The following is a 12637-nucleotide window of genomic DNA, read 5'->3' as shown; positions in this document are numbered from 1 at the left end:
CCGGCTTGAAGCCCTCACCACTGCCAAACAGCCCGCCCCGGTCAAACCCGCCGTGAACGAACGGTGGAACCGCCCCGGCAGCCGGAGGATTTCATCTGAGGCAACGACCCCACGTTCCCGGAGGTATTGACGTGAGGCAACAGGGAGGGTCAATCGGCCTTGAGGACATCCGGAAGTTCGTCCACAAACACCGTCTGCGGCGGTTCAAAATAGATGACCAGGACCTGCTCGCCCACGGCGAAAACGCTGGTCTTATCGAAGGGGTGCGCGTGGAACGCACTGGTTCCGCCGCGGACCGGCAGCATGACCTCGCCGATGGTGCCCGGGCCGATCCGTCCGGTGACGCGGCCGATCTTTCCGGTCAGGCTCCGGTCAACATCCTTATGCATCAGAACCCCAGTACATCAGAATCCCAGTACATCAGATCCTCCGGTTCCCCGCGCGCATTCCCGCCCCTACGCCTCAGGCGCCTTCGCCGGCCGTTTGCCGCCATCCCGGGTGTTTTTGAGGGCCGTGGAGAGCGCCGGGAGGTAGTCGCCCACCTGTGCCAAAATCCCGCCGATCATCCGGTTGACCCCTTCGCCGCCGTTGAGAACGGTCATCTGGCCGACGTGCGCGAACGGCTCGGCCGCCGCCGCCACGATCGCCGGCATGTTCTCGGCGAGCTGCTGGGAGATGACGGCGTCCTGGTTGGTGCCCAATGCTTCGGCGCGGGCCTTGATGCCCTCTGCCTCTGCCAGTGCTTTGGCTTTGATGGCGGAGGCGGCGGCATCGCCGCGGGCCTTCGTGGCGGCGGCCTCGGCCTCGCCGGTGACCTTGGTGGCCCCGGCCGCTGCTGCTGCCGCCGTCGCGTTCGCCTGCGCCTGCACCTCGGTCCGCCGGGCGTTGGCCTGGGCCTCCAGCTCGGTGCGCCGGGCCAGCGCCTCGGCAGCGCTGATGTCCGCGGATTTCTGGCCTTCCGCGTCGGTGCGCTTGGCGTAGGCCCTCGCATCGGCGGGCTTGCGGACGGTGGTCTGCAGTTTTTGTTCCTCCCGGTCGGCCTCGAGCTTGGCCACCTCGGTTTCCTGGACCACCACCTGCTGGCGCGCCGTGGCGTCGGCCAGTGGCCCGGCCTGGGCCGCGTTCGCCTTGGCGCGCTCGGCATTGGCCTGCGCCTCGGACTGCCGGATGGCGGACAAGCTCCGGGCATCGGCAATCAAGGCCTCGGCCTCCGCTTCCTTTTCCGCCGCCTCGCGGTTCCGGGTGGCCTCCGCGATGCGGGCCTCCATTTTGACCATGGCAATGTGCGGCTTGGCGATGTTCTGGATGTAGCCCGTGGGGTCCTGGAGGTCCTTGATCTGCAGCGAGTCGACGACGAGGCCCAGCTTCTCCATTTCCACGCCGCTGGCGCTGCGGACCTGGGAGGCCAGCTTGTCGCGCTCGCGGATGATCTCCTCGACCGTCATGCTGCCGATGATCGAACGCAGGTGGCCTTCGAAGACGTTGTACACCTGGCTTTCCATCTTGGGCTGCTGGCCCAGGAACCGGCGCGCGGCGTTGGCAATGAACGGCGGGGCATCGCCGATCTTGTAGATGACCACGCCGTCGACAATCACCTGGATGCCCTGGGAGGTGACGCAGGAGACCTTGAGTTCGGTTTCGTTCAGCGTCAGGGACAGCGGCCGCACCGTCTGCAGGCCCGGCAGCACCAGGGCCCCCTTGCCCGTGACGATCTTGAAGTCCATCCCTTCACGGGTTTCCAGCGTGCCGCGCGTCAGGCCGGAGATAATGAGGGCCTCGTTCGGTTCCGCCACCTTCCACATCAGTTTTGTTGCCACCCAGATGACGCCGACGACGGCGACCGCCCCCAGGATGATCGAAATGAGCGGATACAAAAATGACAAGTCCGGCATAAGCAGGTCCTTTCACGGCGGTGGAAAAGAAATTAAGCAAAGCCCCAAACGATGCTGCTGGTAGTCCCCGGCCGGCCTGGAGGCAGGAATTCCCACGCCGCCCAGCCAGCTGTTGTACACAGTCTGTGGTGCTTCCGGCCGGGAGTCCAGCAATTCGACGATGTCCGGGCATACGCCCAGGTCCCGCCGGTGCCTAAAGCCCCTGTTGGGAGCCTCCGCCGCCGTGCCAGCGTGGAAGAGGGTGTGGGCGTGGAAGGGCGGACGAGCGCGCCTGCCTGAGTGAGCGGGGAACGGCGGAGGCCATGAGTGCCTGCCCGTGAAGGGGTGATGCGCGGCTCTCCTCTTGGGATGACACGGACGGCCGGGATCGCGTGGGACATCTGGCGGGCCGGTCGGGCAAGCCAGGATGAGGTCGCCCGCCGGCAGCGCGACCGGCTCGCCGCGCTGGTCGAGTGCGCACGGTCCTCCTCGCCCTTCTTACGCAGGCTGTACCGGGACGTCCCGTACGTGGTCCCGGACCGGGCCAAGGATCTGGGCAGGTATTTAGGGGAGCTGCCTCCGGTGGGCAAGCGCGAGCTCATGGAGAACTTCGATGACTGGGTGACCGATCCCCACATCACGCTCGCCGGGCTGAAGCACGACCTGCTCGATGACCCGTCGCGGATCGGCGGCCTCTACCGCGGACAGTACCTCGTGGTGACGACGTCGGGGTCCACCGGTGAACCCGCGGTCCTGGTCCATGACCGGACCTCGCAGCTGGTGGCCATTCTCCTGGGCCCGATCCGCGAACGGCGGACCCTGATGGCGGCCAAGGAGGCGCGGGCTTTCCTGCACCGGGGACTGCGGGCCGCGGCGCTGATCGCGGACGGGGACCACTTTGCCGGCGTCGTGCTGACCGAATCCGCGCGGCGGCGCAGCCCCCGAATCGCCCGCCGGGTGCGCGTATTCTCCGTGCTCCGGCCGCTCCCGGACCTCGTGGCGGACCTCAACGACTTCCAGCCGACAGTGCTTTACGGGTATCCGAGCGCCATGGTGCAACTGGCCGCCGAACAGAAAGCGGGACGGCTACGGATTCATCCGCTCCTGGCGGTCGCGTCCGGAGAGAGCCTGGCAGCCCACGCAGCGGCCGAGATCGAGGCGGCCCTCGGCTGCCGGGTCACTGAGCGATACCTTGCCTCGGAGGCGCTCGCCCTGACCAGCCGCTGCCGGCAAGGGCTGCTGCACGTCAACGCGGACTGGAACATCGTGGAACCGGTGGACGACGCCTTCCGGCCCGTCCCGCCCGGCGAACTCTCCCACACGGTGCTGGTCACCAACCTGGCCAACCGGGTCCAGCCGCTCATCCGGTACAACCTGGGCGACCGGGTGCAGCTGGCTGCCGGCCCGTGCGCCTGCGGCAGCCCGTTTCCCACGCTGCGGGTCGAGGGCCGCAGCGGCGGCGTGCTGAGCTTCGCTGCCGCCGACAGGACAGTGCCGGACGGGAAAGTGGTCACCGTGCTGCCGTTGGCGCTGGGCACGGTGATCGAGGAGACCGCCGGCGTCCGCCGGTTCCAGGCGATCCGCACCGGACCGCGCTCGCTCACCGTGCGGCTCGAGCTCTGGCCGGAAGCCGCGATGACGGCCGTGCGGACGGCGGTGGGGGAGCGCCTGGGTGCGTTCTTCGCCGCCCAGGGCGCCGCCGGCGTCGACGTCCGCTTTAGCGATGAGCCGCCCCGGCCGGACCGCAGCGGCAAGTTCCGCGAGGTGTGGTCCGGCCTGAGCCGGCTGCTGCCGCCGCTGCTGCTGCCGCGGCTGTTAGGGCTGTTAGGGCTGTTAGTGCTGTTCCAGGATCCGCCGGGCGTCCTGCTGGGCCTGGAGCTGCTCCGGGGTCACGGACTGTCCGGTCAGGAACCCGGCGGCGGCCATGATCCGGCGCAGCTCCGCGACGCTGCGCGGGGTCCGTACCCCGTGGTGCGCCATGGCGTGGCAGTTGGCGCAGAGCGGGACGAGGTCTGTGATGGGGTCCAGTTCATACCCGCTGCCCAGCTGTGACACCGGGACCAGGTGGTGGACCGGGATGAAGTCTTTGCCGATCTCGCCGTAGGCGATTTCAAACGAGAATCCGCACGCGGCGCAGCTGGTCCCGTGGTGGGCGACGCAGACCCGCCGGGCGTCCGGACTGTGTTCGTACTTGTTTACTTCGACCCGGGTGACCGCCGCCGCCGGGACGGTGCCGGGCACGGGCTGCGTGGGGTCAGCCGGCACCGGGCCAAACTCACCCCAGAGGCCGCGGAGCAGGGGCTCGACGGCGGGGTCGACGGCCAGCGCGGGGCCGTGAAGGGCTTCCCAGTCGATGCCGGGCACGGCCTCGGCGAGGACCCCGGTCGGGATCTGGTCGCCGGCGGGCAGGAGGGCGTCGAAGTCCACCTGGAGGTAGAGCGGGGACGCGCCTTGTGCGCCGGGCGGTGCGCCGGGCGGCGAGTCGGCCGGTACGCCGGTCCGGGCGGCGCTCGCGGAGTCCGGTGCCTGGACGCGGGGAACCGGCCGTTCCGCGACGATAACGCCGTGGCCGATCAGGCCGCGTCCGTGGCGGCCCTGGAGCACCAGCCACGCGTCCGTGCCGGCGGCGCTTCCGGCCGCGTTGCCGGCTCCGCTGTCGAGAGAGGTCCCGACGTCCCAGCTGGCCAGGTGCCGGCCGGCTTCGGCGACCTCTTCCAGCACGGCCGGGTAGGTCCAATCGTTCCATTCGTCGGGGTCCCAGACGAGGATGATTGCTGTCATCTGCCCATTGTCGCAGTGCCCGGACTGCCTGCGGCATTGTTGAGCGGCCCGGTCGGCCCGGTCATGCACGTGGCGTTGAGGGTGTCCTCCGCGATGGACTCCATTTGGTGCAGAATGTGGGTGTCCCCGCGTGGGAGCGGTTCCGGCGGGTAGGCCACGGCCATGGTGAGCTGCCGGGTTCCGTCCGCGCTGGTCATGGTGATGGTGCCGTAGCCGGGCACGTCGCCGGGATGGCCGTAGTAGAAGTCGTTGGTGCACAGATCGTTCCAGCGGACCACGCCGAGTCCGTACCTGGCGTAGAGCGGGCTCTCCATTTGCGTGATCGTCGCCGGCTTGAGCAGCTTGTTCTGCAGCAGCGCGCGGTAGAACGTATTCACGTCCGCCACGGAGGACACCATGCCGCCCGCGGCGTTGTCGATCTGGGCGGCCGGATAGGTGACGTCCAGTTGTTTGCGGTCCAGCGCGATGTAGCCGTGGATCATGGACGACGGCGCCGGCCCGGCCGCCGTCATCAAGGTTTCACTCAAACCCAGCGGCTCGATGATGTCGGTGCTGATCACCTCGCCGATCCGCCGGCCGCTGAGGCGCTCGACGATCAGCGCCAGGGCAATGTAATTCGAGTTGGAGTATTCAAATCCCTGGGCCAGCTTCGCCTGCCAGGAGATCCGCCCCGCCATGGCCAGCAGATCCGCCAGGCTCACCTTGGTGGTCAGGGCTTCGCGCACTGTGGCCGGATCGAACAACGGCCCGTCCACCGACGGCATGCCGGAGCGGTGCTGCAGCAGCTGGCGGACCGTGACCGGTCCCGGCGGGTGCATCACCTTGTTGAACTCCGGCAGGTAGGTGCTGACCGGCGCGTCCAGTTCCAGCCGGCCCTCCTCGGCCAGTTTGAGCACGCAGACGGCCACCATGGACTTGGTGACCCCGCCGATGTGCACCGGGTCCGTTATCTCGGCCCGGGACGGGCTGTTCAGGTTTCGGACCCCGTAGGCCGCGGACCACTCGTCCCCGCCCACGCGGACCTGGATGAGGACGGCCGGGGCGCCCTCGTCGAGCAATCTCCTGCCGAACTGTTCGAGCACGGCCCGGTAGCCGGAATCGGGCGGCGCCGGCGCCGGCGGTTTCGGCCCGGGGACGCAGCCGCCGAGGGCGGCTGTAAGCACGACGGCGAGGATTGCGGCCGTGAACCGGCGGGATTTTTCGCGGATCCAGACCATCGGCATGAGGGTCCTTCTTGCAGGTCGGGAGTGCAGTCAGGGCAGGAAAACGCCCCCAGCCAGGCACAGTCCTAATGCTTGTGATGGTCCTCAGGCAGACATCAGTCGACCAGAGCCATAAGTCACGGGTATGGATTCGACGTTGCTTGCGACATTCCGAGATCGCGGGCAACCGGCGCAGCGGGCTCAAAGCCTTCGATCATCCATAATTATCGCTGTGGACCACGCGCGAGTACCTCGGATCGAGGTCGTCTTCGAAACGGATCGGCTGCTGCTGCGGCCATGGCGGGTGTCTGATGCCGCCGTCCTGCGCGAGCTGTGGACCGAGCGCGATCCTCGCGTCCCTCCGCATCGTCGCATCAGTCCCGATGGTCACCCCACGCTGGAAGATATCGAGGACCGGATCCGTCGTGATAGCCGACACCCCTTCCCTGGGTTGCTGGCCGCAGAGCAAAAGAGTTCGGGGCAGGTCATCGGCTACTGCGGGCTGATTCCCAACGAGCACGGACGGGCTGGAGAGCCAGAACTCGCGTTCGAGTTCCTCCGCGAAGTCTGGCGCCAGGGGTTTGCGACCGAGGCCTCGTGGACCGTCCTCCAGCGGGCGCAGGCGTCGGGCTACCGACGCCTGTGGGCTACAGTCCGTGACTGGAACACCGCGTCACGCCGTGTGCTGGCCAAACTCGGATTTGTCGAAACCGGGCAAGTAGAACCTGACGAAATCCACGGCGATTCTCTCTTCACTACGAAGACACTCTGACCATAATCCGGCCCGGCGCTGGAGCTAGTCGGTCCGTCTTGGTAGCTTCAACGCATGGCCATCAAACTTGAAAACGTCGGTATTGCGGTTCGTGACCTCGAAGCAACAATCGCCTTTTTCACCGACCTCGGTCTCACCGTCGTCGGCCGTGACACCGTCAGCGGCGAGTGGACCGACACTGCCGTCGGACTTGATGGCAACCATGCCAAGATTGCGATGCTCCAGACCCCGGACGGTCATGGTCGACTTGAGCTCTTCGAGTACATCCACCCTAAAGCGATCGAGTCGAACCCAACCCGTCCCAACGACATCGGCATGCACCGCGTGGCCTTCTCGGTTGACGACATCGACGAGGCCCTTGAGGTAGCTGCGAAGCACGGATGCCGTCCGCTACGCGGTGTGGCGACCTACGGTGACGTCTACAAACTCACCTACCTCCGAGGTCCCAGCGGAATCCTCGTGATGCTCGCCGAGAAACTGAAAAAAGACTGACACCCGGATCGGCCCGATTAGCCCGTGAATCGCGGCCATGCGATCGAGCTGATTGGCGGCCCATCCGGGTCAGTATTCACCAGAGTCAAACCGGCAGCTCACAGTTATCTGCGCAAGGCTGGGGTCGCCCGATGATGGATGGCGAGCAGCGGCGTGATGGGACATGATCAGAAGATGCGCCGATCCGGAAGGACTGCATTCTGGGCGGTCCCGCCGGCCCTGCGTGGCTACAGGATCGAGTGGCTGCGCCACGACTTGGTGGCGGGCGCCGCGCTCTTCGCGATCTTGGTCCCAGCTGGCATGGCGTACGCCCAGGCCGCCGGCCTTCCACCGGTGACCGGCCTGTACGCCACGGTAGTGCCCCTACTTGTCTACGCGGCAGTCGGGCCATCGCGTGTGCTGGTGCTGGGCCCGGATTCCGCGCTCGCTCCGATGATCGTGGCAGCCTTGATTCCCCTGGCCGCGGATAACGGGCAGAAATCCGTGGCCCTGGCCGGTCTCCTCGCCATACTGATTGGCGGCATCTTGCTGCTCGGCTCAGTGCTGAGGTTGGGAATCGTCACTGGACTGCTGTCGAAGCCCATCCGGCTCGGCTATCTCAACGGCATCGCCTTGCTGGTGGCCGTGTCCCAGCTTCCCACCCTCCTGGGGATCTCCGTGGAAGGCGGTACACCCTGGGAAAAACTCATCGCCGCCGTGCCGAAGGTGCTTGCCGGCGAGACCAATTTGACGGCACTCCTGCTCGGCTTGGTCTCGCTGGCGCTCATCTGGGTTCCCCGCCGGCTGAAATGGAAGGTTCCGGGCGTGCTCATTGCGGTGGTTGTGTCCTGCATCGCCGTGGCCCTGCTGGGACTCGAAGAGCGTTTGACGGTCACAGGTGCCCTCCCGCAGGGGCTCCCTGCACCGGCCCTGGGCGGAATTGGCTGGGCCGACGTCCTGACCCTGTTGCCCGCCGCCGCCGCGATCGCCCTCATCGTCTTCGTTGATACCGGAACCCTGGCCCAATCCCTGGCGGCCGCAGAGGGCGGCAGGGTATCCGGCAACCGTGAAATGGCAGCCCTGGGCGCGGCGAACGCTGCCACCGGGCTGCTCGGTGGCTTCCCGGTGTCGGCCAGCACGTCCCGCACGCCGGTGGCAGTCGAGTCCGGGGCGAAATCCCAGCTCACGGGGGCCGTAGGCGCTGTCCTGGTGCTCGGCTTCATGCTCGTGGCGCCTGGCGTCACCGAGTTCCTGCCGGCCACAACCCTTGCAGCCATTGTCATCGCCGCAGCCGCCGCAATAGCCGATCCGGCCGGTGTGCGACGGCTCATCGGCATGAGCCGCAGTGAATCGCTGGTGATGCTCGCGGCCTTCCTGGGGGTGACCATACTGGGCGTCCTCCCGGGCATCGCCGTTGCCATCGGCTTGGCAATTCTGGACTTCCTACGGCAGGCCTGGGACCCCTACCGTGCTGAACTGGTGGACGTGCCCGGGATCCCGGGGTACCACGACGTGAGCCGTCATCCGGAAGGGGACCGCATCCCCGGCCTGTTGATCCTGCGCTTCGACGCACCGCTGTTCTTCGGCAACGGAGCCTTGCTGGGGTCCTTCGTGCGCAACGAACTGGACCAGGCGGCGGACGGCACAGAACGCGTGGTGCTGGCGGCAGAACCAGTGACGGGAATCGACACGACTGCACTGGACGAGTTGGTGCAGCTTGACGAATGGCTGGACCGGCACGGCGTGGACCTGGTGTTCGCCGAGCTCAAAGACCCGGTCAAAGACAGATTGTTGCAGTACGGCATGGGCGCCCGCTTCTCTCCCGAACATTTCTACCCAACAGTGAGCGAAGCAGTGAGGGCGTTCCAACGGGAGAAAAGGGAGGGGTAGGGAACGGTTACCCTCGCTCATCAACCAGTTCGGTCACGGGCTCAGCCGACGGCGCCGGCGCGCAGAGGCGCACCCGCCACCACAGGATGGTCGCGGTGCAGGTTTCCGAGGGCTGAGGCGCCCTGCGGCGACCCCAGCTCCTCGAAGAACTCCACGTTGGCGCGCACGTAATCCGCCCACTCGTCCGGGACATCGTCCGAGTAATAGATCGCCTCGACCGGGCAGACAGGATCGCAGGCGCCGCAGTCCACGCATTCGGACGGGTGGATGTAGAGCGAGCGTTCACCCTCATAGATGCAGTCCACCGGGCATTCGTCGATGCAGGCCTTGTCCTTGACATCCACACAGGGCTGGGCGATCACGTACGTCATGGCTGGCTACACACCCGTGTAGACGGTCTTGCCCCACGTGAAGAAGTCCAGTGCGGACTTCCCCTGTTCGCGGAACGTGTTGGTGGAGGAGTCCTTGACGCCGCCGAACGGCACGTTCAGGTCCAGGCCCGCCGTCGGACGGTTGACCTTGATGACGCCGGCCTGGGCGCGGGCGGCGAAGTCCGTGGAGAATGCCAGGGAGTCGGTGCAGATCCCGGCGGTCAGGCCGTAGCGGGAGTCGTTGATCGCGGCGAGCCCGGCCTCGTAGTCCGGGACCTCGAGGACGGCCACGACGGGTCCGAAGATCTCTTCGGTCACGGCGGCATCGTCGAAGGGCAGGTCCGTGAGGATGGCGGCCGGGAAGAGGAAGCCGGCGTCCGTGCCGCCGTCGTACTCGCCGTGCAGCAGCGTGGCGCCGCGTTCGACGGCGGTGCGCACCGCGGACTGGTTCTGTTCGAACTGCTGGCTGCTCACCACGGCGCCCATCCTTGCGGCCTCGAGGCCGTCGCCGGCCGTGTACTGCGCGGCTTCCTCGGTGAGGGCCGCCAGGAATTCCTCGCGGATGCCGGGCGTGACGTAGACGCGGGACGTGGCGGTGCAGGCCTGGCCGGTGAGGCCGAACGCGCCGGCCGCCACCACCTGGGCGGCCTTGCGGGGATCGGCGTCGTCCAGGACCAGCACGCCGTTCTTGCCGCCCATTTCCAGCTGGACCCGGGCGCGGCGGGCGTTGAGGATCTCCTGCAGCCCGAGCCCGACGCTGGTGGAGCCGGTGAAGGACAACCCGGCGATGCGGGGATCGCGGGCCAGGGCGTCGCCCACCACGCGGCCCTTGCCGTGGACCACGTTGAACACGCCGGCGGGCAGCCCGGCGTCCTGCAAGGCGCGGGCCAGGTGCGTGGCGGAGAGCGGGGTGAGCTCGGCCGGCTTGATGACCACGGCGTTGCCGCTGATCAATGCAGGGGCGGACTTCCAGGCCGGGATGGCGATGGGGAAGTTCCACGGCGTGATGAGCCCGACGACGCCGAGAGCCTCGCGGCGGGTGGTGATGGTGGTGTCCGGCAGGCCGCTGGGCAGCACCTCGCCGGTGGCGGCCCAGCCGAGGGAACCGAAGAAACGCAGCACGTCGGAGGCGCGCTTGACCTCGCCCTTGGCCTCGGCGAGGGTCTTGCCCTCTTCACGGACGAGGTCCTCGGCGAGGGCGGTCTGGCGCTCCAGGAGCAGGTTGCCGGCGGCCATCAGGATGGCGCCGCGCGATGGGGCGGGCAGTGCCGCCCAGGCCGGCTGCGCGGCGGCGGCGGCGGTGATGGCGGCGTCGACGTCGGCTGCGGTGCCGCTGGGGGAGAGGGCGGCGAGTTCGCCCGGGCGGGCCGGGTTCATCCGCTCGGTGTCCGCCCCGCCGAGCCATTCGCCGTTGATCAGGTGCCGGGCGGTGAGGAGGTCCCGGGCTGTTGCGGTTGAGGTGTCTGTGTCGGTGGAAGTCATGGTGTTCCTTCGTGAGAGTCGGAGCAGGGTGTGTGCTGAGTGTTCAGCGCCTGTGGCTAGAGCCCGCGGATCAGGCCGCCGTCGCAGCGCAGTGCCACGCCGGTGATGTAGGAGGCCGGGGCGCTGCAGAGGAACGCCGCGGCGGCGCCGAATTCCTCGGGTTCGCCGTAGCGGCGGGCGGGGATGGTCTTGCGGGATTCGAGCTGGATTTCCTCGGGCGTGGTGCCGCGCCGTTTGGCGGCGGCCTGGTCGAGTTCCGCGACCCGGTCCGTGGCGATGCGTCCGGGAAGGAGCATGTTGACCGTGACGGCGTCGAGGGCGACCTCGGCGGCGAGGGTCTTGAGGTAGCCGGCCAGTGCCGCGCGGCCGGTGTTGGACACGGCCAGGTTCGGCAGTGGTGCCACGACGCCGCTCGACCCGACGGCCAGGATCCGGCCCCAGCGCCGTTCCCGCATGCCCGGCAGGATGTGCGAGACCAGGGCGTGGTGCGGTTTGACGAGTTGTTCGAACGCCGCGGCGATGTCGTCCGCGCCGAGTGTGGCGGCCGCGCCGGGCTTCGGCCCGGGACCGTTGAGGACCAGGATGTCGATGGGCCCGAGTTCCGCGACTGTCTGCTCGACGGCTGCGGCCACGCCTTCGGCGGTGCTGAGGTCCGCTTCGATGGCGACGGCGCCCGGTCCGTAGGCGTCCGTCAGTTCGGCCACGATCTCCTTGGCGCGGACTTCGCGCCGGCCGGTGATGGCCACCCGGACGCCTTCGGCGGCGAGGGCCCGGGCGATGGCGAGGCCCAGGCCGCCGGTCGAGGCGGCCACAAAGGCGGTCTTTCCGCTGATTCCGAAATCCATCAGTTCCTCCCCGCCGTGGTCAGCACGGCGGCCGGGTTCTGGCCGAGGGCCCCGGCGGCCTCGGCCAGGTGCGTGCGCAGCCCGGTCCGGAGAACCTCCGGGAACGCCGCGGCCGGTGCCCGGACGCCGGCGTCGGCAATGAGTCCGCGCTGGTGCAGGCATTCCTTGCGGATAGCCAGCGCGATTTTCGCCTGCTGCTCGAAGTTGATCAGCGGCAGGTAGGGCAGCAGGGCATCGCGGGCGGCCTCGTAGCCGTCTTTCTGCCAGGCCTGCACGCAGGCGATGAGCGCTTCCGGGTAGGAGAAACCGGTCATCGCCCCCGCGGCGCCGGCCATGAGCTCGTCCAGCAGCCCTTGGCCGCCGAGACCGCCGAAGACGGAGACGTCGAGGGCTGCGGTGAGGTGCCCGATCGCCACGGAGGTGGGCGGGGCCTCGGCCTTGACCGCGGTGACGAAGCCGCAGGCCTGCACCACCGAAATGAGCGCCTCGGTGCTGATGTGGACGCCGCTGGCCAGCGGGTAGTCCTGCAGCACCACGTTGGCGCCGGTGGAGTGGTGGATGGCGTTCAGGTGCGCGATGACCACCCCGGGGGTGGCGGAGTTGGCCTGGACCATGACGGCCGACAGCCGGTCCCCGGTGGCGGCCTGGATGGAACGGATTTCATCGACGGCCGTGCCGGTGAAGAGGGAAGTCACTCCCACCACGAGGGGCAGGCGCGTTTCCTCCATGACCACTTCCAGGACCAGGCTGCGCTCGGCCGCCGTCAGGGCCGCGGCCTCGCCGAACACGCCCAGGACCGTGAGCCCCGTGGCGCCGATCGACTCGTAGTAGCTCACGAGCCCGGCCAGGCTGTCCGTGTCGACATCCAGGGTGCTGCCCTGGAACGGTGTGGCGACGACGCCCCACACGCCGGGTGTCAGTGACTCCCGCATTGGTTTCTCCTTCTAAGCTC

The 12637-nt window shown here is 68.1% G+C and carries 11 protein-coding genes; 3 read left to right on the top strand and 8 right to left on the bottom strand.

Going from position 1 to position 12637, the window contains the following annotated elements; genetic code table 11:
• Positions 1-149: 149 nt before the first annotated feature.
• The 4 genes from AC1DN2_RS03050 to AC1DN2_RS03035 form a co-directional block, all read right to left on the bottom strand.
• Positions 150-389, bottom strand: a complete 240-nt coding sequence (locus AC1DN2_RS03050; protein WP_143264731.1) for a hypothetical protein — start codon at positions 387-389, stop codon at positions 150-152.
• Positions 390-455: 66 nt separating this feature from the next.
• The gene (locus AC1DN2_RS03045) at positions 456-1892 is read right to left on the bottom strand and encodes a flotillin family protein (RefSeq protein ID WP_079553343.1); all 1437 of its coding nucleotides are present in this window, start codon (positions 1890-1892) and stop codon (positions 456-458) included.
• Positions 1893-3704: 1812 nt separating this feature from the next.
• Complete coding sequence (locus tag AC1DN2_RS03040; protein WP_476849154.1) at positions 3705-4652, bottom strand: HNH endonuclease; 948 nt, start codon at positions 4650-4652, stop codon at positions 3705-3707.
• Positions 4649-5875: a serine hydrolase domain-containing protein gene (locus AC1DN2_RS03035; RefSeq protein ID WP_476849153.1), complete on the bottom strand. Its 1227-nt coding sequence runs from the start codon at positions 5873-5875 to the stop codon at positions 4649-4651. The genes AC1DN2_RS03040 and AC1DN2_RS03035 overlap by 4 nt, the downstream gene beginning before the upstream one ends.
• A gap of 211 nt (positions 5876-6086) precedes the next feature.
• On the opposite strand from AC1DN2_RS03035, the gene AC1DN2_RS03030 reads away from it, so the two are divergent.
• From AC1DN2_RS03030 to AC1DN2_RS03020, 3 genes are all read left to right on the top strand, one after another.
• The gene (locus AC1DN2_RS03030) at positions 6087-6626 is read left to right on the top strand and encodes a GNAT family N-acetyltransferase (RefSeq protein WP_476849152.1); all 540 of its coding nucleotides are present in this window, start codon (positions 6087-6089) and stop codon (positions 6624-6626) included.
• A gap of 54 nt (positions 6627-6680) precedes the next feature.
• Complete coding sequence (locus AC1DN2_RS03025; protein WP_230012177.1) at positions 6681-7118, top strand: VOC family protein; 438 nt, start codon at positions 6681-6683, stop codon at positions 7116-7118.
• Positions 7119-7292: 174 nt separating this feature from the next.
• On the top strand, positions 7293-8987 hold the full coding sequence (locus tag AC1DN2_RS03020; RefSeq protein ID WP_476849151.1) for a SulP family inorganic anion transporter: 1695 nt from the start codon (positions 7293-7295) through the stop codon (positions 8985-8987).
• Between the two features lie 41 nt (positions 8988-9028).
• Here AC1DN2_RS03020 and fdxA read toward each other — a convergent pair whose 3' ends face one another.
• From fdxA to AC1DN2_RS03000, 4 genes are read right to left on the bottom strand one after another with little or no spacing between them, the layout of a single operon-like run.
• A complete protein-coding gene (gene fdxA, locus AC1DN2_RS03015; RefSeq protein WP_476849150.1) occupies positions 9029-9358 on the bottom strand; it encodes a ferredoxin in 330 nt (109 codons plus the stop codon).
• Positions 9359-9364: 6 nt separating this feature from the next.
• Positions 9365-10840, bottom strand: coding sequence for an aldehyde dehydrogenase family protein (locus AC1DN2_RS03010; protein ID WP_476849149.1), 1476 nt, complete (start codon positions 10838-10840; stop codon positions 9365-9367).
• Between the two features lie 56 nt (positions 10841-10896).
• A complete protein-coding gene (locus tag AC1DN2_RS03005; RefSeq protein WP_223915886.1) occupies positions 10897-11685 on the bottom strand; it encodes an SDR family oxidoreductase in 789 nt (262 codons plus the stop codon).
• Positions 11685-12617, bottom strand: a complete 933-nt coding sequence (locus tag AC1DN2_RS03000; protein WP_476849148.1) for a dihydrodipicolinate synthase family protein — start codon at positions 12615-12617, stop codon at positions 11685-11687. The genes AC1DN2_RS03005 and AC1DN2_RS03000 overlap by 1 nt, the downstream gene beginning before the upstream one ends.
• Positions 12618-12637 lie beyond the last annotated feature (20 nt).

Source organism: Arthrobacter sp. 01L42 (assembly GCF_056400005.1).
The sequence above is the reverse complement of the archived record's forward strand: the minus strand, read 5'-3'. Positions and strand labels throughout refer to the sequence as shown.